This is a genomic window from Actinoplanes derwentensis (assembly GCF_900104725.1).
Taxonomy (GTDB): Bacteria; Actinomycetota; Actinomycetes; order Mycobacteriales; family Micromonosporaceae; genus Actinoplanes; species Actinoplanes derwentensis.
Genome location: NZ_LT629758.1, coordinates 1,596,975 through 1,621,615, shown reverse-complemented (window position 1 = coordinate 1,621,615; position 24,641 = coordinate 1,596,975). Strand labels below are relative to the sequence as shown.

The 24,641-nt window shown below is 70.8% G+C and carries 28 protein-coding genes and 4 pseudogenes; 19 read left to right on the top strand and 13 right to left on the bottom strand.

Annotated elements, in window-relative coordinates; genetic code table 11:
- Positions 1-49 precede the first annotated feature (49 nt).
- From BLU81_RS07315 to BLU81_RS07300, 4 genes are read left to right on the top strand one after another with little or no spacing between them, the layout of a single operon-like run.
- Entirely contained in the window at positions 50-466 is a 417-nt protein-coding gene (locus tag BLU81_RS07315) for a hypothetical protein (RefSeq protein WP_231954267.1), read from the top strand.
- On the top strand, positions 463-681 hold the full coding sequence (locus BLU81_RS07310; protein ID WP_092542790.1) for a DUF2997 domain-containing protein: 219 nt from the start codon (positions 463-465) through the stop codon (positions 679-681). Before BLU81_RS07315 ends, BLU81_RS07310 begins: the two co-directional genes overlap by 4 nt.
- Entirely contained in the window at positions 662-1,621 is a 960-nt protein-coding gene (locus tag BLU81_RS07305) for a helix-hairpin-helix domain-containing protein (protein ID WP_157751371.1), read from the top strand. Before BLU81_RS07310 ends, BLU81_RS07305 begins: the two co-directional genes overlap by 20 nt.
- A 38-nt stretch (positions 1,622-1,659) precedes the next feature.
- A complete protein-coding gene (locus BLU81_RS07300; protein ID WP_092542786.1) occupies positions 1,660-2,268 on the top strand; it encodes a 4Fe-4S single cluster domain-containing protein in 609 nt (202 codons plus the stop codon).
- 6 nt (positions 2,269-2,274) lie between these two features.
- Here BLU81_RS07300 and BLU81_RS07295 read toward each other — a convergent pair whose 3' ends face one another.
- Positions 2,275-2,607: an Ltp family lipoprotein gene (locus tag BLU81_RS07295; protein WP_092542784.1), complete on the bottom strand. Its 333-nt coding sequence runs from the start codon at positions 2,605-2,607 to the stop codon at positions 2,275-2,277.
- A gap of 310 nt (positions 2,608-2,917) precedes the next feature.
- On the opposite strand from BLU81_RS07295, the gene BLU81_RS07290 reads away from it, so the two are divergent.
- Positions 2,918-3,490: a DUF4262 domain-containing protein gene (locus BLU81_RS07290; protein ID WP_157751370.1), complete on the top strand. Its 573-nt coding sequence runs from the start codon at positions 2,918-2,920 to the stop codon at positions 3,488-3,490.
- Between the two features lie 90 nt (positions 3,491-3,580).
- On the opposite strand, the pseudogene BLU81_RS50310 reads toward BLU81_RS07290, so the two are convergent.
- The 4 genes and pseudogenes from BLU81_RS50310 to BLU81_RS07270 form a co-directional block, all read right to left on the bottom strand.
- Positions 3,581-3,745, bottom strand: a pseudogene (locus tag BLU81_RS50310) (ABC transporter permease); the annotation flags it as partial.
- Between the two features lie 68 nt (positions 3,746-3,813).
- Positions 3,814-4,099 (bottom strand): annotated as a pseudogene (locus BLU81_RS07280) (ATP-binding cassette domain-containing protein); the annotation flags it as partial.
- A 9-nt stretch (positions 4,100-4,108) separates the two neighbouring features.
- Complete coding sequence (locus BLU81_RS07275) at positions 4,109-4,639, bottom strand: EXLDI protein (RefSeq protein ID WP_092542780.1); 531 nt, start codon at positions 4,637-4,639, stop codon at positions 4,109-4,111.
- A 32-nt stretch (positions 4,640-4,671) separates the two neighbouring features.
- Positions 4,672-4,959, bottom strand: coding sequence for a winged helix-turn-helix domain-containing protein (locus BLU81_RS07270; RefSeq protein ID WP_092556724.1), 288 nt, complete (start codon positions 4,957-4,959; stop codon positions 4,672-4,674).
- Positions 4,960-5,293: 334 nt separating this feature from the next.
- On the opposite strand from BLU81_RS07270, the gene BLU81_RS07265 reads away from it, so the two are divergent.
- Positions 5,294-6,520: an MFS transporter gene (locus tag BLU81_RS07265; RefSeq protein WP_157751369.1), complete on the top strand. Its 1,227-nt coding sequence runs from the start codon at positions 5,294-5,296 to the stop codon at positions 6,518-6,520.
- Positions 6,521-6,569: 49 nt separating this feature from the next.
- Here BLU81_RS07265 and BLU81_RS07260 read toward each other — a convergent pair whose 3' ends face one another.
- Both BLU81_RS07260 and BLU81_RS07255 read right to left on the bottom strand, forming a co-directional pair.
- Positions 6,570-7,736: a hypothetical protein gene (locus BLU81_RS07260; RefSeq protein WP_092542776.1), complete on the bottom strand. Its 1,167-nt coding sequence runs from the start codon at positions 7,734-7,736 to the stop codon at positions 6,570-6,572.
- A complete protein-coding gene (locus BLU81_RS07255) occupies positions 7,723-8,256 on the bottom strand; it encodes a SigE family RNA polymerase sigma factor (protein ID WP_092542774.1) in 534 nt (177 codons plus the stop codon). Before BLU81_RS07255 ends, BLU81_RS07260 begins: the two co-directional genes overlap by 14 nt.
- A 188-nt stretch (positions 8,257-8,444) precedes the next feature.
- Between BLU81_RS07255 and BLU81_RS07250 the strand changes: the two genes are divergently transcribed.
- On the top strand, positions 8,445-9,692 hold the full coding sequence (locus BLU81_RS07250; RefSeq protein ID WP_092542772.1) for a GAF domain-containing protein: 1,248 nt from the start codon (positions 8,445-8,447) through the stop codon (positions 9,690-9,692).
- A gap of 65 nt (positions 9,693-9,757) precedes the next feature.
- On the opposite strand, the gene BLU81_RS07245 is transcribed toward BLU81_RS07250, so the two are convergent.
- Positions 9,758-11,077 (bottom strand): hypothetical protein, encoded by a 1,320-nt coding sequence (locus BLU81_RS07245; RefSeq protein ID WP_092542770.1) that lies wholly within the window; start codon positions 11,075-11,077, stop codon positions 9,758-9,760.
- A complete protein-coding gene (locus BLU81_RS07240; RefSeq protein ID WP_231954265.1) occupies positions 11,074-12,123 on the bottom strand; it encodes an NAD-dependent epimerase/dehydratase family protein in 1,050 nt (349 codons plus the stop codon). The genes BLU81_RS07245 and BLU81_RS07240 overlap by 4 nt, the downstream gene beginning before the upstream one ends.
- Positions 12,124-12,277: 154 nt before the next feature.
- Here BLU81_RS07240 and BLU81_RS07235 point away from each other — a divergent pair, with 154 nt between their 5' ends.
- The 8 genes from BLU81_RS07235 to BLU81_RS07200 are packed head-to-tail and all read left to right on the top strand — an operon-like array spanning position 12,278 to position 17,657.
- Positions 12,278-12,937, top strand: coding sequence for a glycosyltransferase family 2 protein (locus tag BLU81_RS07235; protein ID WP_092542766.1), 660 nt, complete (start codon positions 12,278-12,280; stop codon positions 12,935-12,937).
- Entirely contained in the window at positions 12,934-13,584 is a 651-nt protein-coding gene (locus tag BLU81_RS07230) for a TIGR04282 family arsenosugar biosynthesis glycosyltransferase (RefSeq protein ID WP_092542764.1), read from the top strand. Before BLU81_RS07235 ends, BLU81_RS07230 begins: the two co-directional genes overlap by 4 nt.
- On the top strand, positions 13,581-14,222 hold the full coding sequence (locus BLU81_RS07225; RefSeq protein ID WP_231954263.1) for a class I SAM-dependent methyltransferase: 642 nt from the start codon (positions 13,581-13,583) through the stop codon (positions 14,220-14,222). Before BLU81_RS07230 ends, BLU81_RS07225 begins: the two co-directional genes overlap by 4 nt.
- Entirely contained in the window at positions 14,195-15,376 is a 1,182-nt protein-coding gene (locus tag BLU81_RS07220) for a molybdopterin-dependent oxidoreductase (RefSeq protein ID WP_092542760.1), read from the top strand. Before BLU81_RS07225 ends, BLU81_RS07220 begins: the two co-directional genes overlap by 28 nt.
- The gene (locus BLU81_RS07215; RefSeq protein WP_092542758.1) at positions 15,373-15,624 is read left to right on the top strand and encodes a hypothetical protein; all 252 of its coding nucleotides are present in this window, start codon (positions 15,373-15,375) and stop codon (positions 15,622-15,624) included. Before BLU81_RS07220 ends, BLU81_RS07215 begins: the two co-directional genes overlap by 4 nt.
- A gap of 11 nt (positions 15,625-15,635) precedes the next feature.
- The gene (locus tag BLU81_RS07210; protein ID WP_092542756.1) at positions 15,636-16,346 is read left to right on the top strand and encodes a response regulator transcription factor; all 711 of its coding nucleotides are present in this window, start codon (positions 15,636-15,638) and stop codon (positions 16,344-16,346) included.
- 8 nt (positions 16,347-16,354) lie between these two features.
- Positions 16,355-17,365: a sensor histidine kinase gene (locus tag BLU81_RS07205; protein ID WP_092556722.1), complete on the top strand. Its 1,011-nt coding sequence runs from the start codon at positions 16,355-16,357 to the stop codon at positions 17,363-17,365.
- Between the two features lie 52 nt (positions 17,366-17,417).
- Positions 17,418-17,657, top strand: coding sequence for a hypothetical protein (locus BLU81_RS07200; protein ID WP_231954261.1), 240 nt, complete (start codon positions 17,418-17,420; stop codon positions 17,655-17,657).
- A 35-nt stretch (positions 17,658-17,692) separates the two neighbouring features.
- Here BLU81_RS07200 and BLU81_RS51955 read toward each other — a convergent pair.
- The 3 genes and pseudogenes from BLU81_RS51955 to BLU81_RS07190 form a co-directional block, all read right to left on the bottom strand.
- A pseudogene (locus tag BLU81_RS51955) lies at positions 17,693-17,959 on the bottom strand (sensor histidine kinase); the annotation flags it as partial.
- Between the two features lie 207 nt (positions 17,960-18,166).
- Positions 18,167-18,796: pseudogene (locus BLU81_RS51950) on the bottom strand (histidine kinase dimerization/phospho-acceptor domain-containing protein); the annotation flags it as partial.
- Positions 18,797-19,482: 686 nt separating this feature from the next.
- Entirely contained in the window at positions 19,483-20,166 is a 684-nt protein-coding gene (locus BLU81_RS07190) for a response regulator transcription factor (protein ID WP_092542750.1), read from the bottom strand.
- Positions 20,167-20,256: 90 nt separating this feature from the next.
- Between BLU81_RS07190 and BLU81_RS07185 the strand changes: the two genes are divergently transcribed.
- From BLU81_RS07185 to BLU81_RS07175, 3 genes are read left to right on the top strand one after another with little or no spacing between them, the layout of a single operon-like run.
- Positions 20,257-21,408: an efflux RND transporter periplasmic adaptor subunit gene (locus tag BLU81_RS07185; protein ID WP_092542748.1), complete on the top strand. Its 1,152-nt coding sequence runs from the start codon at positions 20,257-20,259 to the stop codon at positions 21,406-21,408.
- Complete coding sequence (locus BLU81_RS07180) at positions 21,405-22,091, top strand: ABC transporter ATP-binding protein (RefSeq protein ID WP_092542746.1); 687 nt, start codon at positions 21,405-21,407, stop codon at positions 22,089-22,091. The genes BLU81_RS07185 and BLU81_RS07180 overlap by 4 nt, the downstream gene beginning before the upstream one ends.
- Positions 22,088-23,293: an ABC transporter permease gene (locus BLU81_RS07175; RefSeq protein WP_092542744.1), complete on the top strand. Its 1,206-nt coding sequence runs from the start codon at positions 22,088-22,090 to the stop codon at positions 23,291-23,293. Before BLU81_RS07180 ends, BLU81_RS07175 begins: the two co-directional genes overlap by 4 nt.
- A 53-nt stretch (positions 23,294-23,346) precedes the next feature.
- Here BLU81_RS07175 and BLU81_RS07170 read toward each other — a convergent pair whose 3' ends face one another.
- Positions 23,347-23,886 carry a hypothetical protein gene (locus BLU81_RS07170; RefSeq protein ID WP_157751368.1) on the bottom strand — a complete coding sequence of 180 codons (540 nt, stop codon included), beginning with the start codon at positions 23,884-23,886 and terminating at the stop codon, positions 23,347-23,349.
- Positions 23,887-24,134: 248 nt separating this feature from the next.
- Between BLU81_RS07170 and BLU81_RS50305 the strand changes: the two genes are divergently transcribed.
- Positions 24,135-24,620: a hypothetical protein gene (locus tag BLU81_RS50305; protein WP_231954258.1), complete on the top strand. Its 486-nt coding sequence runs from the start codon at positions 24,135-24,137 to the stop codon at positions 24,618-24,620.
- The last annotated feature ends 21 nt before the right edge of the window (positions 24,621-24,641 follow it).

Below are 24,641 nucleotides of genomic sequence, written 5' to 3'. Positions count from 1 at the left end.
GCACACCGACGAGGAACGGGGGTTCGCCGTGAGTGTGACACTACTTCTGGTGCCGCTGGCAGTGGCCGGTGCGGCCGCGATCAAAGCCGCTTCCGACCGTGGCGCCGACGGCGTCTGCCAGGTCCGGACCCGGATGCGCGACGTCACCCTGCTGGCTGACGCGCTGCGCGACACCGGCGCCACGGTGACGACCGCGGACGACCGGATGACCGCCGTGTGGGGCGAGGTCGGCGCCACTTTCGCCTGCGACACCGAGGGCATCTGGGGTGCCCACTTCACCGGCGCCGACCAGGCCCGCGCGGTCGAGCTGGTGACCGCGACAGACGCCGCCTACGGCCGCCGGGTGCAGCAGACCGTGCTGGAGCGGCTGCGCGATCAGGCACCCGCCGCCGGACTGCGGCTGGAGTCCGAGACGGTCGACGACAACGCCGGAGTGCGGCTGGTCTTCGAGGTGGAGCGGACGTGACCGGCAAGCCCCGGATCGTGGTCACCGTCAACCCCGACGGCACGGTCAGCGCCGAGACCCTGGACATCCTCGGCGACCACTGCCTCGACTACATCGCCGTGCTGGAGGACCTGATCGACGGCAAGGTGCAGAACAGCGCCTTCACCAGCGACTACACGCGCCAGACCTCGTTCGTGCAGGATCAGCAGGTGAACCGTGACGTGGACCCCGCCTGACGGTCACCCCCACGGGGTCAAGCCGGCCCGCGGGCCGAGCCGGGTGTGGTGGCGGATCGGGAACAGTGCCTGGCTGCTGCTGCCGATCCTGAGTTTCGGCTGCCTGAGCGCGGCCGGGTTCTGCTACGTCGGGATCCGGGCGCGGCGTCCGATGTGGTGGGTCTCCGGGATCGTCTACTCGGTGCTGGCCAACGTCTTTTTCTTCGTCGGTCCCGAGGTTCCGGACGACTCGGTCTGGTCGATGCTCCTGGCCCTGGGCGTGCTGTTCACGTGGATGATCTCGGTGGTGCACGCGCTGATCATCAACGCCGAGTGGTTGCGGTGGCGGGCCGCTCAGCACCCGTGGTATCTGCCGCCGCAGCAGCCGATGCCGTGGCCCGCTCAGGCTCCGCTGCCGCCGCAGGTGCAGGGTCTGGTCCCGGCGCCGGGCCAGTTCTATGCGACACCGGCCTACCCCACGCCCACCTTTGGTACGCCGCCCGCCTCGCCCTACCCGGCGCCGCAGCCCTACATCGCTCCCGCCGGTCCCGCTTTCCAGCAGGCCGCGACCACGACGCCGGGTCACTCTCTCCCGCCGCCCTATCCCGATGCACCGTCGCCGGTTCCGGCGGATCCGGTACCCGCGTTCGGCGAACAATTCGGCCCGCGGAACCTGTTCGACCATCCCGCGCCGCCGCCGCAGCCGTCCGGGCTGGTCGACGTGAACCGGGCCGGCCCGGACGAGTTCGCCGCCCTGCCCGGTTTCAGCGCGGAACGTGCCGCCACCGTCGTCTCGGCCCGGCTGGCGCGCGGTGGTTTCCATTCGGTCGCCGATTTCCTGGCCACCGCCGGGCTGGCCCCGCACGAGTTCGTGGCGGTCCGGGACCGGCTGACCTGCACTCCCCCGGCGACTCCGCAGCACGTCCAGGATCAGCCGTTCGGACGTATCGTCGATGTCTGAGCCGGTCCGGGTCGCCCGGGTGCTGGACCGGGCCGGAAATGTCTGAGCCGGTCCGGGTGGCCCGGGTTTTGGAGCAGACCACCGCCGAGGGCCCCGGCGAGCGGACCGCGATCTGGGTGCAGGGCTGCACGATCCGCTGCGCGGGCTGTTTCAACCCCCACCTGTTCGGTACGCGGGGCGGCACCCTGACCGACCCCGCCGACCTGGTGGCCCGGGTGGTGGCGGCCGGCACCAGCGGAGTCACCCTGCTCGGCGGCGAACCGTTCGAACAGCCCGCCGGTCTGGCCGTCATCGCGGCCGGTGTCCAGGCCGCGGGACTGACGGTGATGACCTTCACCGGGTACGAGTACGCGGACCTCCGTACCCAAGCAGTCGAAGGAAACCGTGCCGTGGCCGCCCTCCTGGACCACACGGACCTGCTGGTGGCGGGCCCGTTCCGGCAGGACCTCGTCGATCACGAGCGCCCGTGGCTGGGTTCGTCCAACCAGGAGTTCCGGCACCTCACCGACCGTCTACGGGACGTGTCCGGCCCCGACCGCCTCGAAGTGATCGTCACCGCCTCCGGCGACGTGTCGGTGAACGGCTGGGCCGACACCGACGCCCTCGACGCCCTGCTGGCCGGCCTCCCCACCCGCCGAACCCACTGACCGGCGCTACAGCCCCACTTGAGTGGTGCCGTGGTCGGCCTGGTCGGTGGTGAAACCATCGTATTCGAGCTGATTGATCAGGCCGGAACGGGAGAACGCACTGTATTCCAGGTAGTCGGATGCCATTTCGACAGCGTTCTGCTCGGAGACGGTCAAAACCGTGACCGGCTCCGCAACGGTCATGGTGGTGGCTGCCGCAACGGGTACTCCGGCGGGAGTCTCTCCATCTCCACCGGCAGCGATGCCGATGACGGTCAGACCAACGAGAACGCCGACATAGGCCAGCGCGAACTTCTTGTGCAGGCTCATCTTCGCCGGAGCAGCCACCATCGTGGTCATGCCGGGAACTGTCGAGGGGCCGTAAGTCGGCTGGACTGGTACGGGCGCCGCGGATGGGCCGCTGTGAGGGGTCGGGGTGTACGGCTGTTCAGTCACGGATCGGTGTCTCCGTGGACGAGGAATGGAACTGGTCGCGGCCGGTTCCTCGTCCACAAGCCCGACCGCGCCATCACTCAACGGCACACGGTCACCGGCGGATGACGACACGCCAGACACCGATCGGCTCATCAGCCGAATCGGTGACCGGACAACTTCCGGCTGCCTCTACCATGGCGTCGCGCCCCGATCCGTCTTTCCCAGTGAGGCCACATTGCCATTCGAGCCCGATCCCGACCGCCGGGACCGCGAGCAGTTGATGAAGGACCGCGGATGGGGAATCGTCATTCTGGTCCCCAACGCGGGCGACCGGGGTCCGCTGTTCTCCTACACAGTGGGCCTGACCAGCTTCGGGCGGCCCGAGTTGCTGGCCTACGACTCCTCCGGGAGGCCTCTGGAGGAGTTGGGCCGGCTGGTCGCCGAGGGGCGGGTCCTCGCCGACGGGGAGCAGGCAGTCCTGTCCTCGGGCCGGGTGCTGATCCGTGACGTGGCCACCTGGTCGTCGACTGGTGGTCCGGCGGTCGCCCGCGAGGCGTACGGCAGAGACGGCATGCGTCTGCAGCAGGTCCTGTTCCCGGACAGTGACGGCCGGTTCCCCGGAGAGAACAGTTCCCCGAACCAGCCCGTGCTGCCGCACGTGTCGGAACCGATTCCCATTCATCTGATGACCGAGGCCGATTTCGCCGCCGAAGCCGCTGCACGGGTCGCCGCGGACGCCGCCTTCATGGCGAAGCTGGCCGCCACGCCGCCGAAGCGTATGTGGTGGTGGCCGCCCTCCTGGTTCTGATGACCGGCCGGCTTCAGGCGATCTTTCGGCGGCAGAGGACAACGACAGGCCCGGGATCACCGCCAGCCAAGTCAGCGCCGGCGTGAACCGCACCAGGATGCCGGGCATCAGGTAGTTCGTGTAGTCGCCGGCGCCGGCCTCGATAGCGCCGGCGAACACGAAGCGGAACAGCAGCAGGAACGCGATCGGCGTGATGGTGACGGTGATGATGGTGTCGATGCTGCGGGTGACATGTCGGAGGGAACGCCCGAGCATCACCTAGGTGTCGTGCATGACATGCGTGCTCATCGCTGCCCCTTTCCGACCGTCGCCAGGAAGACCGCTTCGAGGTGCTGGGTGGTGAGCAGGATGGTCGTGCCGCCTTCGGCGAGTTTTTGATCACCTGCCAGACCTCGCGGCGGGACTCCGGGGCGAGGCCGGCGGTCGGCTCGTCGAGGACGATCACCGGCGGATCGCCGATCAGGCCCATGCCGATGTCGAGGCGGCGGCGCATCCCACGGTCAGCACGGCGAAGCCGTTGACGGTCGCCGTACCGTGGTCCGGTTTCAGCAGTGTGGCGAGGATCCGTGCCAGGGTGGCCTTGCCGGCGCCGTTCGAACCGAGCAGCGCGACCCTTGGTCAGATGTCCAGGTCTTCGATGGTGGGCTGGTCGACGGCGTCGAGGACCAGGTCGTACAGTCCGCCCGGAATGAACTCGCGCAGCGCGTCGAGGTTTTCGGTGATGTGCAGGGTGGAGTCGGCCGGAATCCGGGTCCAGGACTGGTCGGCGCTCCAGTCGCCGACCCACGCGCGCCAGCCGGTGCGGTACTTCTCGGCGTTCGGGCCGGTGTTCACGTGGGCTTCGGAACGCTCGTGGTGGACGACGAACTTCTCGGTGCGGGTGCGGTAGACGCGGTAGGTCTCGTCGCGTTCGTTGCCGCTGAGTTCCATCTCGGCCAGCAGCATGCCGGAGAAGCGCTGTTTGCGGCCGAGGCCGGGGCCGACGCGGACGACGATCTCCTCGTAGCCCTGCTGGCGGCCCTCCTCGATCTCGACGTAGCGGCGCAGCGCGGCGGCGATGGCCGTGGACAGCTTGCCTCCGGCGATCTCCTGCGCTCGCTGGAACAGTGGCAGATCGTCGTCGGACACATAGATGGTTTTGTTGGGCATGACTTAACTATACGCATACATGTACGTAGCAGCTAGGGGTCAGCGGCGGCTAAGGCCTCGCCGAGGTCGCTGCGGTAGTAGAGGACGCTGCGGCCGTAGCGGGCGCGGTTGAGCAGGCCGGCGCGTTCGAGCAGGCGCAGGTGCTGGTTGACCGCGGACGTGGTGATGCCCAGGCGCAGGGCCAGTTCGGTGGAGGAACCCGGTTCGCCGAGGGCGATCAGCAGGGCGGCGCGGGTGCCTCCGAGCAGTTCGCGGACGGCGCCGGCGTCGGGGCGGGCGCCGGCCGACCACATGGCGCCCTGGCCACGGGCCGCGTACATGATCGTGGGAGGCAGGGTGTCGTCGACGGGCGTCGGGGCTGCTCAGGCGTACGTCCAGGTTCTGTCCGTCGAACGACACGTGCGGGGACAGGCCGGCGGAGGAGGCCACGTGCCCGCGGTACAGGATGTCGGCCTGCATGACGGCGCGCATCCGTGGCCAATACGGGGCGAAGCCTCCGGGAAGCGCACCGCGCGCAGTCCCAGGCCGAGTTCGCTGAGCGGGGAGATCCCGAACCGGATCTCCGACACGTCGCCCGGCGCCAGTTGGTACCTGATCATTAAGCAGTACGCTACATCGATTGGCCTGGCACCCGCGGTACGGCAGAACAGAGCCGTGACAACGACTGCTGTTCCGTTACGCTCCCTCGTCCGCCGGGACGCCCTGTTGCGGCGCCTGCTCACGGTCACCCTGGTGGACACGGTGGGACGTGGCGCCTTCTTCACTCTGACGATGCTCTACCTCACCACCGTCGTCGGGATTCCGGCGGTGACGGCGGGAATCGGGCTCACCGTGGCCGGTGGGGTCGGTGTCGTGGCCTCGCTCGGGTTCGGTCACCTCGCCGACCGGTGGAGTTCCCGGCAGATGCTGATCGTGCTGCACCTGGTCCAGGCATGCGCTCTGGTGGCGTACCTCCGGGTCGATGATCTGGTGACGTTGATCGTCGTCTCCTCGCTGGTCACCCTCGCTCAGCAGGGTGGGTCGTCGGTGCGCGCGGCGGCGGTCGGCCGGGCGTTCCCGGGGGCGGAGCGGGTCCGGATCCGCGCGACCATGCGCACCGTGACGAACATCGGCATCGCCGTGGGCACCTCGGTGGCGGCGATCCCGCTGGCGATCGGCACCGGGGGCGCCTACCGGGTGACGATGGCGGCGGCCGGTGCCCTCTATCTCGTCTCGGCGGTGCTGCTCGTCGGGCTGCCCGCCGACCGGATCGACGCCCGGCCCGGCACTGAACCGAATTCGGACGGCGGGCCCGCGGTCCGGTCGCGGTCGCCGTATCGCGACGGGCGGTTCCTTGCCGTCACCGTGCTCAGCGGTGTGTTCGGCATGCAGTTCGGGCTGTTCGAGGTCGCCATGCCGTTGTGGGTCGTGCGGCACACCACGGCGCCCGACGTGCTGGTGTCGCCGCTGCTGCTGGTCAACACGGTGCTGGTGATCGCGTTGCAGGTCCGGCTCAGCCGCGGTACCGGCGATGTCCAGGGCGCGGGCCGGGTGATGATGCACGCCGGGTGGCTGATGGCCGCCGCCTGCGGTCTGTGGGCCGCGGCCGGGCAGGTGAGCGTGATCGTGGCGGTCGTGGTGCTGTTCGCGGCCGCGGCCGTGCACACGCTGGCCGAGATCACGTCGAGCGCGGCCGGATGGAGTCTCAGTTTCGATCTCGCGCCGCCCGACCGGATCGGTGCCTACCAGGGCATGTACGGCACCGGATACGCGCTGGGCGCGATGGCCGCGCCGACCGTCGTGACGGCGGCTGTGACGATGGGTGCCACCGGGTGGGCGTTGCTGGCGTTCACGTTCCTGGCCTCGGCGGTGGGCATCGCCGTGATCACCCGGCGTTCCTGAGGGCAACGGCCGGGCCCGTGCGGGCCCGGCCGTTGCCCTCAGACGAGGATCACTTGACGAGCGCGGTGGCCGCGTCCGCCCAGGTGGAGTCGTCCTTCACGTTCTTCAGCTTCAGACCCTTGAGGATCTTGGTCATCTCGGCGTCGGAGAGACGTCCGTCGCTCGCCACCTGGATGCTGGTCTTACCGTCCGGGCTGCGGTGGGTGCAGAAGCCGTTGCCGCACTTGATCGTCGTGTTGCCGGTCGTCTGGTTCGAGTTCTGCTGCGGCACCACGAAGATCTGGAAGCTGCCGGGAAGGCTCTCACCGTCAGCGCCGCCGTACGGCTCGATCAGTTTCGTGGTGGGCGGTGCCGGGTTCGCGAAGATCGCGCCACCGTAGTCGCCGTTCCGGGCCGCCGCGATGCCGTTGAGACCGGACATGGCGTGCGAGCCGAGTTCGACGGGCTGGTAGCCGGCCGGTACGTAGTCGAGGGTGAACGGCAGCTTGGCCGGGGCCGCCTGGGACGGCTTGAGGCCCGCGACGATCTTCTGCAGCTCCGCGTCGGACGGGTCCTCCGCGGAGTCCGAGTGGGTCGTCAGGACCGCCCACGCGTCCGGGGCGTACGCCCAGGCGAGCGTCCGTCGGGCCATACCGCCGTCGCCGGGGTCCCCGACCTGGTACGCCTGCTTGCCGTCGACCGTCAGCTCGGTGGCCCCGGTCAGACCGGCGGGGTTGAACGCGCCCGGCCGGTACAGCACCAGATAGGCGTAGATCGTCGGTTCCGGTGGGCCGCCACGCTTGTCGCCGGCCCGGGCGATCTCCTCGTCGGTGGCCGCCCGGTCGTTCGTGGTGCGGCCGTCCAGGTAGACCGACGCGATCTGGTACGACGTCGACGCCACGACCGGCGCCGCCACGTGCCAGCGGCCGGCGTCGAAGGCACCGAACGTGAACTGGAACGGGTCGGCCGGGAACTCCCACGCGGCCGTGGCCGTCTTCGGAGTGCCGGCCGACGGGGCCGCGGCGTCGACGACCGTGCCCTGACCCGTCCCCCCGAAGATCGACGGAACGGTGACCGCGGCGGTCACCGCGACCACGGCCAGCGCCGCGCCCGCACCGGCGAAACCGGCCCGCCGGCGACGCTGCACCCTGCGGCCCTTGCCGACGATCTCGTCGATCGTGTTCCGGTCCGGCGGCGCGCCCGACGTCGCCAGATCCACCACCTCATGCAACCGCACGGGACAACTCCTCAACATCCGCGACCTGCAGGTCGATTCTCTCGGTGGCCAGAACCTCACGAAGGCGCGACAGCCCTCGCGACGTCTGGCTCTTGGCAGTGCCGACGGAGACCCCGAGGACCCCCGCGCTCTCCTCGAGGCTCATCCCGAGGTAGTAGCGAAGGATCAGCGCGACCCGCTGCTTGCGGGGCACGGCACGCAAGGCCGCCTGGATCCGGATCCGGTCGTCGGTGGCAGTCGACGGGTCGTGCAGGACGACCTCCGGTATCTCGTCGCCGGCCGAACGTTCCCGGCGCCAGGGCCGGCGCACCTCGTCGACTGCGGCCCGGTACACCATCGTCTTGGCGTACAGGTCGGGACGGTCGAGCTTGGGCCAGCGCGGGTACAGCTTGGCCAAGGCGGTGGCCACGGCGTCTTCGGCCGTGTGCCAGTTACCGCAAGTCAGGTAGGCCAGTTTGCGCAGCGGGCCCAGCTGAGCCGCGACGAACTGGCGAAACCCTTCCTCTTCCTCGACATTCAAGATCGTCAGCCTCCTTTGACGGAGGTGGAACGGTGACAACCACGAAAAAGGTTGCACCACAGTGGATGTGATGGCCGTCACATCTCGCCGGGGAGGCGGAGGCCGAGATGCGGTACGCCGACCCCTGCGTAGTCTGACCACCATCATTTGCCGTTGAGCAACCATCACGACGACGGGCAGGCCACAGCATGACAGCGGTATCGGGCACCGACGACATGCGGACCCTGTTCGGGCAGTCCATCGCCGTCTTCGCCGCGCTCACCGGGCCCTCGCACGTGGTGGAGAGCGCGAACCCGGCGTTCTTCGCCGCCATCGGCGCCGACCGGGCCCGCACCGGGATACCGCTCGCCGAACTCCTACCGGAACTGGCCGACCAGGGCTTCCTCGCCCTGCTGGACCAGGTCTACCGCACCGGGGAGCCGTACACCGGCCGGGACGCCCGGGTGCTGCTGGGCACCGGCCCGCACGTGCGGGAGACGTTCTTCGACTTCACCTACGAGCCCCACCGCGACGTCGGCGGCACGGTGACCGGGATCCGGATGATCGGCGTGGAGACCACCCAGGTCAAACACGCCCAGCGACTGACGGCCGAACACCGGGCCCTGCTCGAACAGATCGCCCGCCAGGCGCCGCTGGCCGAGGTGCTCGACGGGATGGCCCGCAGCATCGAGACCCTGGCCCCGCGGGAGGTGCTCGTCTCCGTCCTGCTCGCCGACCCCGACGGCCGGCACCTGCGGCACGGTGCCGCGCCCAGCCTGCCCGACTTCTACAACCAGGCCATCGACGGCATCGCCACCGGCGAAGGCGTCGGCTCCTGCGGCACCGCCGCCCACCGCCGTGAGCCGGTCATCGTCACCGACATCACCACCGACCCGTTCTGGACCGACTTCCGGGACCTGGCCGAGCAGGCCGAACTCGCCGCCTGCTGGTCCACCCCGATCCTGGCCCGGGATGGTGCCCTGCTGGGCACCTTCGCCATGTACCACCGCACACCCCGCGTCCCGCAGGACACCGACCTAGCCCTCGCCCACCTGTTCGCCGGCACCGCCGCGCTGGCCATCGAGCGCCACCACATCGAACAGGCGAAACAGACCGCCGAGGCCCGGGCCAGAGCCGCCCACGACGAACTGGCCCGGACGGTCCGTTCCGAACAGCGCCTGCGCGCCGACGCCGAGCAGCGCGCCACCGCCGCCGCCGAACTCACCGCGCAGATGCGCGCCGCCGCGGCCGCACAGGCCGCCGCCCCGCACCCGGAACGCTGCCAGCTCGGCGGCGCCGCCGGATGCGGCGCACCGGCCGAACTCAAGGTCGCCGACTCGTGGGGCGACGCGGCCTGGGGCTGCCACGCGCACGTCGAGGAAGCGATCATCAACGTGCGGTCGGTCTTCATCGCCAGTGAGGAACTCGGCGGCCTGGCCGCCTACCTGCACCGCTGACGCGGCGGGCGTCAGGAACAGCTTTGGCCGATGTTGATGCAGGTCGGCGATAACTGGTGGAGCGGCTACCAGACCGTCAGGACCAGGTGGTTGACCGCCAGGGCCACCGCCGCCTGCACCGCGAGCCAGATACGCCGGTCGGCGGGCGGGATCAGAGCCGCACCGGACATCAGCCACACCGTGAAGGGCAGCCAGATCCGTTCCACCTCGGCTTTGCTGTATCCCGACAGGTCAGCGGCGATGATCGCCGTCGTGGCGGCGAGCGGCAGAACCCAGACGGCGTCGCGGGCACGCGGGCGCGCGGCCGTCACCGCTCGGCGCAGGATCACCGCCGCGGCGGGACCGGCGGCGACGGCCAACAGCGCGAGGTTGGCCCAGACCCAGTAGCCGTAGGAACGGTCGGCGGCGACACCCTGGTAGTAGCGCTCGACGATCAGGTGGTAGCCGGTCAGCCAGGAGAACCCGGCCGCGGTGAACGCGACCACGATCGGCGCCGCCCCGGCCAGCGCCCAGCCCGCGGTACGCCGGTGCGCGCCGGCCAGGACGACGACGGCCAGGGCGACGACACCGATCAGGACGAGGCCGTACGACAGGTAGCAGCCGAACGCCAGCAGCACTCCCCCGGCGACCGCGGCCGTCGCACGCCCGCGGGCTACGGCGTGTGCCAGCAGGGCGACACCGGTGGCCGTCACGCCCGCGAACAGTCCGTCCGCCGATACCCCGGCCCAGACCGCACCGGGGAACAGCACCGTGAACGGCACCACGGCGCGGGCCGCCTCGTCGGTACCGAGCACCCGGACCGTGTGCGGTACCGCGACCGCTACCAGGCCCGCCACCAGGACGCACAGCACACCGGCCCAGGCGCCGCCGCCGAGTCCGGCCCGGTCGAGCCAGACGAAGACGAGCAGGGCACCCGGCGGATGAGCCGACACATGGGTGGTCCAGGAGTCCGGCTGGAAGTCGAGGATGCGGGTGGTGAATCCGGCCAGGGTGGCGGGGATGTCGGTGATGCCGGGGACCTCGTGCAGGTATTCGTGCTCGGTGGTCAGCCGGCCGGCGACACCACGCTGCCAGCCGTCGATCAGCGCGAGTGACGACGTCCAGGCCACGGCGGTCAGGTAGGACAGGGCCAGCAACGGCCGCCAGGAGAGCCGGGCCGCCAGCGCCGGCCCTCGCCACCAGACCAGCACGGCTGTCAGCAGGGCGAACGGTGTGCCGGGGCCGATGTGCGGCAGCCAGTGCGCGAACAGGGGCGCGGTGCTGGCGTGCACCGGCCGGCCCAGCAGGTACAGCACCCCGCCGGTGATCGCGGCCACCGCGAACAGTCCGGCGGCGAGGGCGGCGGCGATCAGGTCGGCGCGGGCCGGCCGGGTCCGGCGGTTCATCCGCGCAGTGCGGCGGAGGCGAACTCGGTGATGCCGTCGGCGAGGCTCACGGTGGCCGACAGCCCCAGTTCGGTCCGGGCCCGGGACGGCGAGGCGACCACGTGCCGGACGTCGCCGAGCCGGAACTCGCCGGTGACGACCGGAGGCGGGCCGCCCGCGGCTCGGGCCAGTTCGGCGGCCATCTGCCCGACGGTGGCCGGACGGCCGGAGGCGATGTTGTAGGCGCGCCAGCCGGTACGCGTACCGGTCGCGTTCACCGCGGCGAGGTTGGCGGCCGCCACGTCGCGGACGTGCACGAAGTCGCGGCGCTGCCCGCCGTCCTCGAACACGCGCGGCGGCCGGCCGGCTTGCAGCGCGGACCGGAAGATCGCGGCGACGCCGCTGTACGGGGTGTCGCGGGGCATTCCCGGCCCGTACACGTTGTGGTATCGCAGCGCCACGGTGGTGCCGCCGGTCTGCCGGGACCACGCCGCGGTCAGGTGTTCCTGGGCGACCTTCGTCGCGGCGTACACGCTGCGGGGGTCCAAGGGTGTCTCCTCGCCGACCAGGCCGGGTTCCAACGGGGTGCCGCAGGTGGCGCACGGTGGCTCGAACCGTCCGGCGGTCAGGTCCGCGACCGTCCGTGGCGCGGGGTGTACCGCGCCGTGCCGCGGGCAGGTGTAGGCGCCTTCGCCGTAGACGACCATGGAACTGGCCAGTACGAGCCGGTGGATGCCGGCGCGGGCCATCTCGGTGAGCAGGACGGCGGTGCCGAGGTCGTTGCAGCCGACGTACTCGGGCAGGTCGTCGAGGTCCACCCCGAGTCCCACCATGGCGGCCTGGTGAACCACGACGTCGACACCGGCAAGGACACCCGCGACCGCCGCCTGGTCGCGCAGATCGAACCGGTGCAGCGGGGCTCCCGCCACGGTGTCCGGCAGTGGCGTGCGATGCGCGCCGGGATGGCCCGCGTCGACGACGGTCACCTGATGGCCGGCGTCATGCAGGGCGGCTACGACATGGGTTCCGATGAAACCGGCTCCACCGGTCACGAGTACGTGGGTCACGGCGCCGACGGTAGAACCAGAACCGGGCCGAAAGCCCACGTCACGGCGGGCCGTCAGCGGATCGTAAGAACTCCCGGGGCACGTCATCGTTTCGTAAGATCTCGTCATCGCCAGGTAAGGATTTGCCGGCCGATCGCGTTCTAGCGTCCGCTGTATGACCGATGTGGTGCTTCCCTGCCGGAACGAGGCCGCGGCCCTGCCCGGCCTGCTGTCCCGGATGCCGGCCGGCTACCGGCCGATCGTGGTGGACAACGGCTCGACCGACGGCTCGGCCGCGGTGGCCCGCGCGTACGGCGCCGAGGTGATCAGTGTGACCGAACCCGGATACGGGGCGGCGGTGCACGCCGGTGTGCTGGCGGCCGGCCCGGATGACGGGGTGGTGTGCGTGATGGACGCCGACGGCTCCTTCGATCCGGCGCAGCTGCCCCGGCTGGCCGATCCGGTCCGGCGCGGTGTGGCCCAGTTGGGCACCGGCCGGCGTCGTCCGGTGGCGGCCGGGGTGTGGCCGCTGCACGCGCGGGTCGCCAACGCCGTTCTCGCCCGCCGGCTGCGCCGCACGACCGGTCTCGACGTGCACGACATCGGGCCGATCCGGGCGGTACGCCGCGACGATCTGCTGGCGCTGGGACTGCGCGACCGCCGGTTCGGTTATCCGCTGGAGTTGCTGATCGAGGCGGGGCGGGCCGGGTGGCGGGTGGTCGAGATGGACGTCGACTACCACCCACGGGCAGCCGGCACCCGCTCCAAGGTGACCGGCACCGTCCTCGGCACGGTCCGGGCCGTCCGCGACATGAGCGCGGTGCTGGCCCGATGAGCGCCGCCCAGATCCTGGTGATGGCCAAGGCCCCGGTGCCGGGGCGGGTCAAGACGCGACTGTGCCCACCGTGCACTCCCGGCCAGGCGGCCGTGATCGCCGCCGCCGCATTGGCCGACACCATCGACACGGTCGCGACAGCCGCGTCCGGCGCCCGGATCCTGGTCGTCGACGGCGCCTATCCGGTGCCGGCGGGCTGGACGACGGTCGCTCAGCGCGGCGGCCCGCTCGGCGACCGCCTCGCCAACGCGTTCGCCGACACCCGGGCCCCGGGTACCGCCACCGTCCTGATCGGCATGGACACCCCACAACTCACCGCCGATCACCTCGACCGGGCGCTGCGGCTGCTCAGCGGCGTGGACGCGGTGCTGGGGCCGGCCGACGACGGCGGCTGGTGGGCACTGGGCCTGCGCGATCCCGGTCATGCCGAGATCCTGCGTGCCATCCCCACCTCCACGCCGGCCACCGGACGGCAGACACTGACCGCGCTGCGCCGCCGTGGTCTGCGCTTACACCTGCTGCCGCCCCTGCGTGATGTGGACACCGCGGCCGACGCCTACGAGGTGGCCGCCCGATGCCCGGCGGACAGCCGTTTCGCTCGTGCCGTCGCCACCGAACTGCCGGCACCGGCGACGGTCGCCCGGTGACCGCCATCGCGGTCTTCGACGCCGCCATCAACCGGGCGGTGGCCGGCGTTCCCGCCGCGTTCACCGCCCGGCATGCCAGCGGCAGCATGCTCCGGTTCGACCCGACCGCCTGGTGCCAGGACGTCCTCGCCGGCGACGCGGCGCTGCTCGACCGCTGCACCGGCGCGACCCTCGACGTCGGCTGCGGTCCCGGCCGGCTCACCGGCGCGCTGACCGGCGCCGGGCACCCGGCGCTCGGCATCGACATCAGCGCCACCGCGGTCCGCCTGGCCCGCCGCCGCGGCGCGATCGCGCTGCAACGCGACGTCTTCGACCCGGTGCCCGGCACCGGCCGCTGGCCGCACCTGCTGCTGGCCGACGGCAACATCGGCATCGGCGGTGACCCGCACCGGCTCCTGCTCCGATGTCGCGAGCTGCTGGGACCCGGCGGGCGCCTGCACGCCGAACTGGCGCCGCCCGGCACTCCCGCCTGGTCCGGCATCGCGACGGTGCAGACCCCGGCCGGGCAGGGCGGTCCCCTGCCGTGGGCCTGTGTTCCGGTCGACGACCTTCCCACCCTGGCCTCGGCGGCCGACATGCGCGTCCTCAGCACCGGGACGGAGGCCGGTCGATGGTTCGCCACTCTGACCGCCTGTTGAGCCGATGGTTGCGGGCCCCGGTGCCCGCGCCGCCGGAGGCACTGCGGCGGGGACCGTTCCGCCCCGGACGCTTCGGCTCGGCGCTGCGATCGACCCGGCTCACCAGCCTGCTCGGTATCGCGCTCGGGGTGAGTTTCGCCGTCTGCTTCGCGACCGGCCTGATCAGTCATCTGGTCCAGCACCCGCCGGGCTGGTTCTGGTGGCCGTCGCGGCCCGTCGGGCTCTACCGGTTCACGCAGGGCGTGCACGTGGCGACCGGGCTGGCCACGGTGCCGTTGCTCGGCGCGAAACTGTGGTCGGTGTATCCACGCCTGTTCGTCTGGCCGCCGATCCGGTCGATCGCCCACGCGGCGGAACGCGCGAGCGTCGGGGTACTTGTCGCCGCCGCCCTGTTCCAGGTGGTCAGCGGTGTCCTGAACGTCGCCCGCTGGTATGCGCCGATGCCGTTCTTCTTCACCGCCGGGCACTACTGGGTGGCCTGGCTGGTGGTCGGCGCGCTGCTGGTGCACATCGCCGTGCAACTGCCGGTCGTTCGCACCGCCCGCACCGTCGCCGTCGCGGACCCGAACCGGCGCCGGATCCTCGGCGCGGTAGGGGCCGCCGCCGGGTTGATCACTCTGACCACGGCCGGCCAGACCGTCCGGCCGCTGTCCGCCCTCGCGGTCCTCGGTCCCGGCGCCGGCCCGCAGGGCTTGCCGGTCAACAAGACCGCCGGCCGAGCCGGGGTCGCCGCCCTGGCGGTGGATCCGTCGTACCGGCTGGTGGTCACCGGCACACGGCGACAGCTGCACCTGGACCTCGCCGCCCTCGCGGCGCTGCCCCAGCACACCGCGGAACTGCCGATCGCCTGCGTCGAGGGCTGGAGCGCCACCGGGCAGTGGACCGGAGTGCGGCTACGTGACCTGGTCGCACTGGCCGGTGACGACCCGGACCAGGTCGCGGTGCTGGTGGAATCGCTGCAGACGGGCGGGCGGTACCGGTCCACGACCGTGCCCGCCGAGCACATCGGTGACCCGCTCACCCTGGTCGCGCTGCGGTTGGGCGGCGAACCGCTGCACCTGGATCACGGCTACCCGGCACGGCTGATCGCCCCGAACCGGCCCGGCGTTCTGCAGACCAAATGGGTCGGCCGGATCACCGTGCTGGCGTCATGAGCAGAACACGGACCGTCCTGGCCCTCACCGGAATTCTGATCATCGGGTACGCCGTCACCGGTGCCCTCGACGACCCGGATCTGGCACCGGCCGGTGTACTGACGTTCCTGGCCGGAGTGCTGATCGTCCACGACTTCCTCTGGATGCCGGTTCTACTCGCGGTGGGCGCCGCGATCGCCCGCCTGACGCGGGGCCGTAAGGATTCCGAAAGGCCCGGCGAGGACGTCGACCGGCCCGGTGATGGGTAGCGTGGCCAGGCATGGGACATCGGGTGCTGGTGGTCGACGACGACGCCACGGTCAGTGACGTCGTCCGGCGCTACCTGGAACAGGCCGGCTGTGAGGTGCGACTGGCCGCCGACGGCGCCGACGGGCTCGCGGCGATCGCCGCCCAGTGCCCCGACCTCGTGGTGCTGGACCTGATGATGCCCGGCATCGACGGTCTCGAGGTGTGCCGCCGGATCCGCCGGCAACTGCCCGGCCTGCCGGTCATCATGCTCACCGCCCTGGGCGAGGAAGCCGATCGGGTCCTCGGGCTGGAGGTCGGCGCCGACGACTACGTGACCAAGCCGTTCTCCCCTCGTGAGCTGGTCCTGCGGATCCAGTCGGTGCTCCGCCGCACCGGCGGTCAGGCGGTGAATCCGGGCCCGGCCGCGATGCTGCGGGAGGCGGACCTGAGCGTCGACACCGCACGGCGTGTCGCTGAACGCGACGGCGCTCCGCTGGCGCTGACCGGCCGGGAGTTCGACCTGCTGGTCTTCCTGATGCGTCACCCCGGCCGGGCCTGGACCCGTTCCGATCTGCTGGACAAGGTCTGGGGATGGCAGTTCGGCGACCAGTCGACCGTCACCGTCCACGTCCGCCGGCTGCGCGAGAAGATCGAGCACGACCCGGCCGAACCGGTCCGCATCCGCACCGTCTGGGGCGTCGGGTACAGCTACGAGCCCCTCGTCGACGGGCACCGCCGGTGAACGACACGATGCTCATCGGGCTCTACGCCCTGGCCGCCGGAGGCGTGGTCGGGCTGGCCGGCGCGGGTGCGCTGCGGCTGCTGCGCGGCCGGTCCATCCTCGTCCACGTCCTGGTCCTGCTCGCCGTCACCGTGCTCGCCGTGGTCGCCGGTGTCGCCACCGTCGCCCACGCGATGTTCCTGTCCGCGCACGACCTGTGGGTCGTCCTGGTCACCGTAACCGCCTCCGCGGTGATCAGTCTCGCCGTCGGCGCCGTGTTCGGAAGCCGGCTCGCCGCCTCCGCCGTGTGGGCCCAAGCGGCCCGGGACCGCGAACGGCATCTGGAGGCCGGGCGGCGGGAACTCGTCGCCTGGGTCTCGCACGACCTGCGCACCCCACTGGCCGGGCTCCGGGCGATGGCCGAGGCCCTCGAGGACCGCGTCATCGACGACCCGGACACCGTCGACGAATACCACCGGCGGATCCGCATCGAGACCGACCGGATGACGCAGCTGGTCGACGACCTGTTCGAACTGTCCCGCATCAACGCCGGCGCACTGCACCTGGTGCCCACCCGGGTTCCGCTGAGCGAGATCGTGTCCGACGCCATCGCCGGTGTCGCCCCGCTGGCGGCGTCCCGGCGTATCCGGCTGGTGGCCGCGGACTCCCACTGGCCGCTGGTCTGGGCCGGCGAACGCGAACTCACCCGCATCGTCAGCAACCTGCTGATCAACTCGGTGCGGTACACACCCGCGGACGGGACCGTGCACATCGCCGCCGGCCACGAACACGGCAGCGTGTGGCTCGCCGTCTCCGACACGTGCGGCGGCATCCCCGACAGCGACCTGGGCCGGGTCTTCGACGTCGCGTTCCGCGGCGAACGCGCCCGCACACCCGGCACCGACGGTTCCGGCGGCGGTGGTCTCGGCCTGGCGATCGTGCGCGGCCTCGTCGAAGCCCACGGTGGCCGGGTCGGCGTCCGCAACACCGGCCCCGGCTGCCAGTTCGAGGTACACCTGCCCGCACCGGCCGGCTTTTGACGGCGGCCGAGGCTGACCGGATCGTCCGGGCCGGGATGGCACCATGATCGGCATGACTCCTGATGAGCACGCCGCCCGCGCCGCCGAACTCACCGACGAGGCCGAGCGTCTCTACCAGGTCTGCCTCGTCGACTATCACACCAACATCAACGAAGACGATCATTCGGAGGAGCCGTACGTCCCCGGCGCCGACCTGGCGATGTTGACCGCCACCACCCAGCTCGCCCAGGTCCACGCGACCCTCGCCCTACGGCACCCACCCGCCGAACCCGGAACCGACAGTCAGCGATGAACGGTCCCCGTCAAGACATCTCAAACGGACACGGATCATGCACCGGGCGGCAGCCGGACGGTGAAGAGGGTTCCCTGGCCAGGGGTGCTCTCCACCGAGATGGCACCGCCGTGGGCCTCGACCAGCTTCCGGGTGATGGCAAGACCCAATCCACTGCCACCGGTGGTACGGCTACGGGACTCGTCGGCCCGCCAGAACCGGTCGAACACCCGGGGCAGGTGCTCCGCGCTGATGCCGATTCCGGTGTCGCGCACCAGGATGGCCTGTTCCTGCACGGTGACCGTGACCGTGCCGCCGGGCGGGGTGTAACGGATGGCGTTGGACACCAGGTTCCCGACCACCTGCCGTATGCGGACCGGATCGGCGAACAGCACCGGATCACCCACGGCGACCGTCTCCAGACGTACCCCCGCGGTGTGTGCCGTGCCCACGTGGATGTCCACGACCTGGCCGACCACGTCTCGCACCGGAATCTCCTCCGGATGCACCCGAAGGGTGCCGGCGTCGACCGCGGCCAGATCGCTGAGGTCTTCGATGACGTGCTGCAACAACAACGCCTCCTCATGCAGCAGCGCCACCAGTTGGGCGTCGGTCGGGGCGATGTCGTCCTGGGCGGCCTCCAGCCAGCCGCGGATGTTGGTGAGCGGGGTCCGCAGCTCGTGTGCGACGTCGGCGACCATGGCCCGCCGCTGTGCCTCGGCACGGTCCCGGCGTTCGGCTGAGTCGTTCAGCGCTCTCGCCAGGTGCCCGATCTCGTCACGGCCGGTGACGATGACCGGACCGGAGCCGCCGGCCGCTTCCGCGAGGGCCCGCAGCGGCCTGACCAGGCGGCGGCCGGCCAGCACGGTGACCAGGATGGTGGCGAGCAGGACGGCCCCCGTGACGGCGACGATCCGGATCGTGTTGCCGCGAGAGAGGGTGAAGGTGGTGCGATCGGCGCCGGTGTCCGGGTCGGTGACGAAGAGCAGGGCCGGCGGGGCGACGTACGGCTGAAGCTGGGTGCGGCGCGACTTCTCCAGACACGACCTGATCCGGGTCGTGCCGGTTTCGGAGGAGACACCGCCCGGGATCACCGAGACCACCGTACGATCCCCGTTGGCATTGCTGAGAATGTAGTCACTGAACTGTGGCGACACCATCAGGATGCCGCCGTTAACGCCACCGAGACAGGCGCTGGTCATGGTGCCGAGTGTGCGCAGCGCCTTGCGTTCGGTGGCGGTGGCGGTCACGTCCAGATCGGCCCCGCACCGGGGCCGCGCGCCGTCCGGATCAGGCGAGATGACCTGCACGCTGGGCCGGCCGGTCGGCGACTCCATGATCCGAGCCCCCACGCCTTCTCGGGTCAGGCAGTTCAGCATCCTGCGGGCGTAGTCGCGCAGTTCGGCGCGCTCGCTCGCGGGCAGCAGATAGGGTCCGACAGCCCGTTCGTCGATCCGTTCGGTGCCGCCGGTCAGGCCCAGGTCCAGGTTGAGCGGGTCGATCACCGCCGACGGACGGGCTGCCCGCAGCGACGGGCCCGGGCCGGAATCGATGATCACCTCACGGTCCTCGGTCATCAGGGTTATTCGCCGTCCCAGCTCGGCGGCCCGCTGGTGGACCAGTTCGGGAGCCTCGGACCAGTCTGGATGCCCGGCCGCGTACGCGACCAGCATGTCGTAGACACCCTTGTCCCCGGTGAGCGACCGGCCCTGCTCCTGATTGATCGCGCGGGTCGCGGTGCGGGTCGCCAGCCAGGCCGTCGCGGCGATGGCGGCGATGGCGATCAGCACCGAGGCGGCCAGCAGCCGGATCACCAGACTGTGCCGCCACGGCACCCGTCCGGGGCTCACCCGTGGGCCAGTTTGTAGCCGACGCCGTACACGGTGATCAACTGGGCCGGCCGCTGCGGATCGGTCTCGATCTTGCGGCGCAGATTCAACACGTGTACGTCGATCGTTCGCTCGGTCGAACTACGGTCGATGCCGCGGGTGTGATGCAGCAGTTGGGCGCGGGTGAACACCCGGTCGGGCTGCTCCGACATGGCGGTCAGGATCGCGAACTCGCCGCGGGTGCACTCGATCGGCTCGTCGTCGACGGTCACGAGGTGGCGTACCGGATCCAGCCCCACCCGGCCGACCCGTCGCGCCGCCGGTTCCGAGGCCGGTTTGGACGCCCGGCGCAGCAGGGTCCGAACCCGGGCCATCAGCTCCCGCGGGCCGTACGGCTTCGTCAGGTAGTCGTCGGCGCCCAGCTCCAGACCCAGCAGCAGGTCGTCCTCGCTGGTCCGGGCGGTCAGCATCAGCACCAGGATGTCCGACTCCGCCCGGAGCGTCCGGCACACGTGCAGACCATCCAGCTCCGGCATCATCACGTCGAGGACCAGCAGGTCGGGCCGCAGACGGCGAGCCAGGTCGAGGGCGGCCCGCCCGTCATGGACGACGACCGTCTCGTGGCCGTCGGCCGTCAGGTACCGGCGGACCAACTCGGCCTGCCGCGGGTCGTCGTCTGCCACCAGAACGTGAGCGCACATGGCGGCGACTATAGGTCCGCGCCCCCACCGGATCCCGTTTCGCGAACAGACCTAACAGGTTTCTAAACATCCTGGCCGACGCTCCTCGGCATGCTCGAGAACCACGATGCCCCGCCGCGCTTCCGGCGCCGGCTCGCCGCGGGAATCGCGATCCTGGTCGCCGGGGCCGCTTTCCTGGCAGTCCGGCAGTCGTCCACCCGGCCACCGGAGACACCCCCGACGGCCGCCACCGCCACCACCGTCAAGCTCGCGCGACGCGACCTCAACACTTCCAAGACCATGACCGGAACGATTGGGTACGGCACTCCGCGCGCGCTCGCCGGCCACCGCGAAGCGACAGTCACCTGGCTTCCGGAGGCGGGCGCTCAGATCCGGCGAGGCCGCCAGTTGTACCGGGCCGACGACCGGCCGGTGCCGCTGTTCTACGGGGAGATGCCGCTGTACCGGACCCTGACCGGTGAGGGGCTGGTCGGCCGGGACGTACGGATCATCGCCGAGAACCTGACCGCTCTCGGCTACCCGATCGGTCCTCAGCCCTCCCCCGGCGAACGGGTCCGGCCACCTTCCCAGACAGCCTCGGCGGCGGCAGCGGTGCGGCCGCCACGGGTGACGGTTCGCAGCGACGAAGGGGTGCTCACTGCTCGCATGATCAAGGCGATCAAGAAATGGCAGGAGGATCTCGGTCTGCCGGTGACCGGTGCCGTCGCGGTCGGCGACGTCGAAATCCTTTCCGGAGCGGTACGGGTGGACTCGGTCTTCGTACAGCCGGGCGCATCGGCGAACGGCCCGCTCATGTCGGTCACCCCGACCCGCAAGGTGATCACCGTGGCTGCCGAACTGGCCGAGTCCGCATCGATCGAACGCGGCGCGAAAGTCACCGTGACCCTCCCCGACGACAAGAGCACACCTGGGCGGGTGCTCTCGGTAGGCCGCGCCCTGAGCACACCGGAGGGTTCCGTCGGCAGTGAGGCCCCGAGTCTGTCCGTCACGGTGATCGTGAACAACCCGGCTGCCATCTCGAAGATCGACTCTGCCGACGTTCAGGTCGGTTTCGCCGGTGAGATCCGCACCGATGTACTGGCTGCCCCGGTAGAGGCTCTGATAGCCCTGAGTGAAGGCGGTTACGCCGTCCAGACACCGACCGGCCTGGTAGCGGTCACCACCGGAATGTTCGCCCAGGGCTGGGTCGAGATAGCCGGCCCGGCCCTGGCCGAGGACACCGAAGTGGCGGTGGCCGAATGACCCCCGCCGGTGAACCGGTACTCGACGTTCGCGGGGCAGGCATGGTCTATCCGGGCCGGGTCACCGCACTGGCCGGGGTGGATCTGTGTGTCCGGGCCGGGGAGATGCTGGCCATCGTCGGGCCGTCGGGATCCGGGAAGTCGACACTGCTCAACATCATCGGGACCCTGGACCGGCCGACCTCGGGCAGCGTCCGGATCGCCGGGCACGACGTCGCCGCGCTGAGCGACCGGCGGCTGTCGGCGCTGCGGGCCAGGGAGATCGGGTTCGTGTTTCAGCGGTTTCATCTGGCCGACGGGTTGAGCGCCGCCGACAACGTGGCCACCGGCCTGCTCTACGCCGGTGTCCCCCGCCGGGAGCGGGCGGCCCGCGCCCTGCGGGCACTGGACCGGGTAGGGCTCGCACACCGGGCCGGGCATCGGCCGCATCAGCTGTCCGGCGGCGAACGGCAGCGCGTCGCGATCGCCCGCGCCCTGGTCAACCGGCCGTCGCTGGTGCTGGCCGACGAACCGACCGGCGCACTCGACACCGTGACCGGCCAGGCCGTGATGGGCCTGTTCACACGCTTGAACACCGAGGGCGTCACCATCGTTCTGATCACCCATGATGCCGGCATCGCGGCCACGGCGCCGCGACGAGTCGAGATCCGGGACGGCCGTCTGGTGCGGAAGGCGATGCGATGACCGGGTCGATCAAGCCGGTCCGGCTGGCGCTGGGTGATCTGCTCGCTCTCGGGCTGATCGGATTGCGGACGCGGCCCGGCCGGGCGCTGCTGTCGGGGCTGGGCATCGCGATCGGGATCGCCACCATGATCGTGGTGACCGGTATCCCCGCGTCGAGTCAGGCCGCGCTGGTGGCGGAGCTGGCCGCGCTGGGCACGAACACACTTCAGGCGATGCCCGCACCGGATCAGGATCCGCCGGCCCAGCTGCCGGAGTCGGCGGTGGCCATGGCCCGGCGGATCGGCCCGGTGCAGGCGGCGAGCGCGGTGGGCAACACCCATTCGCTGGTACGCCGTAACGACCGCACCGATCCCACCGACGGCAAGGGCCTGACCGTGCTGGCGGCCCGGGTCGACCTGCTACCGGTGATCAACGCGCACGTCGAGACGGGCTGGTGGCTGACGGCGGCCACCGAACGTTTCCCCGCAGTGGTTCTCGGTTCGGTGGCGGCGACCAGGCTGGGGATCACGAGCCTGCCGCCAGCCGGGTCCGGCCCACAGGTAGTGGTCGGCGAGCGCTGGTTCACCGTGGTCGGCATCCTGGCGCCGACCCCGCTGTCGCCGGACATCGACCGGTCGGTGCTGGTCGGATGGAACGCGGCCCGTTCCGAACTGGGCTTCGACGGCCATCCCACGGTTCTCTACCTCCAAGCCGAGGAGGACCAGATCGAGGCGGTACGAGCGGTGCTCGCCGAATCGATCCACCCCGAACGACCGGGCCAGGTGGTCGTCACCAGGCCGTCGGACGCGCTGGCCGCGAAACGGGCCACCGAGAGCAACTTCTCGGTGCTGTTCCTGGCGCTGGCCGCGGTCGCGCTGGTGGTCGGCGGGATCGGAGTCGCCAACACGATGGTCGTCTCAGTGCTGGAACGCCGCTCGGAGATCGGCCTGCGCCGGGCTCTGGGTGCCACCCGTGGCCAGATCCGGAGCCAGTTCCTCACCGAGTCGGTGGTGCTGGCCACGGCGGGCGGAACGGCCGGGACGGTACTCGGCCTGCTGGCCACGGTCGGCTACGCCACTTGGCAGGGCTGGCCGGTCGTGCTTCCGGCGCAGTCGGCGGCCTTCGGCGTGGGCGGCGCGATCGTCATCGGCGTTCTCGCCGGCGTCTACCCGTGCGTGCGCGCGGCCCGGCTGACTCCGACTCAGGCTTTGGCGGCCGCCTGAACAACGCCGTCTGGCCGCCGCCTTTCGGGCGGCGGCCAGACGGACGGCAGGCGCTAGGACTTGGCCGCGACTTCGCGTTCGCATTCGGACATGTGGTCCAGGCCGAGGCTGATCGAACGGGAGTCGTTCTGGTCACCGCCCAGGGAGATACCGACGCCGTCGTCGCCGACCGCTACGTACTCGACGCCTTTGCCCTTCAGACATTTGACAACGCCGACGGCGAAATCGCGGGCTTCCGGGTTGGCCGGGTCGCGTTCCCACGGCGGCAGCGGAAGGTACTGGGGTTCGCAGATCCGGTTGGCCTCATCACCGGCCGCACTGTTGGCGCTGTCGCCGTTCTTGCGGGCGAGTATCGGGTCGTAGCCCTGCTCCCGCATACACTTCAGGTAGGGCCCGAGCAGGGCTTCCTGGTCCTCCGCGGTCATTCCGATCGTCTCCCGGGGCCGTTCCTTCTTCGGCGCGGCGCTGGATTGGGCAGCGGCAGCGCTCTGCAACGTCGCCACTTTCGGCGGCGCGGCTGTCGTGGTCGCAGGCGACGACCCGCAGGCCGACAGTGCAGTCAGGGCGACCACGGTCACCAGACTCCGACGCATGAAAACCTCCTGTCCGATACGGCGGGAGTTTCCCTACCGCGCTGGCCAGCCTGCCGAGCAATGTTTAGGAACTCGTGAGGTTCCCGAAGCCCTGACGCGGTGGCGGGAAGCAGTAGCCTCCGCCCGGCCGTCCACGCTGGGCACAAGGGTTTCCCCTAATTCGAAACATCTGCATCTATGAATGAAACTCCTCAAGCGCCCCGGGACCTTGCACCCGCCCTCACCCCGGGCGGAAGAGGAGTTCCAGAGTGGATCGCCGAACCCCCTTGGCCATCTCGCTGGCAGTCGGCACCGTCGCCGCGTCAGCCCTGTTCGCGGTCACTGCCCCGGCAACAGCCCAGCCTTCCGGACCGGTCGACGCCACAGTCGCGGCCGCCAAGGCCGACGCCCTGATCGCCGGCCGCCCCGCCGTACTGAAAGCCAGTGGTCACGATGCCTTCAAGCAGAAGCAGGTGTACCAGGCGGAGGGCCTGAACTACGTCGCCTACGACCGTACCTACAAGGGCCTGCCTGTCGAGGGTGGCGACCTGGTCGTCGTCACCGACCCGGGCGGGCAGCCCGTCTACACCTCGGTCGCCCAATCCACCGAGATCGGCGAGCTGTCGATCACCCCGACACTGACCGCCGCAGCGGCCGCCACGGTGGCGAAGAAGCAGCTGAAGAAGGTCACCGCGGTCGAGGGCACCAGCCTCGTCGTGGTCGCCGCCGAGGGTGCCGCCGCCAAACTCGCCTGACAGACGACCGTACGAGGAACC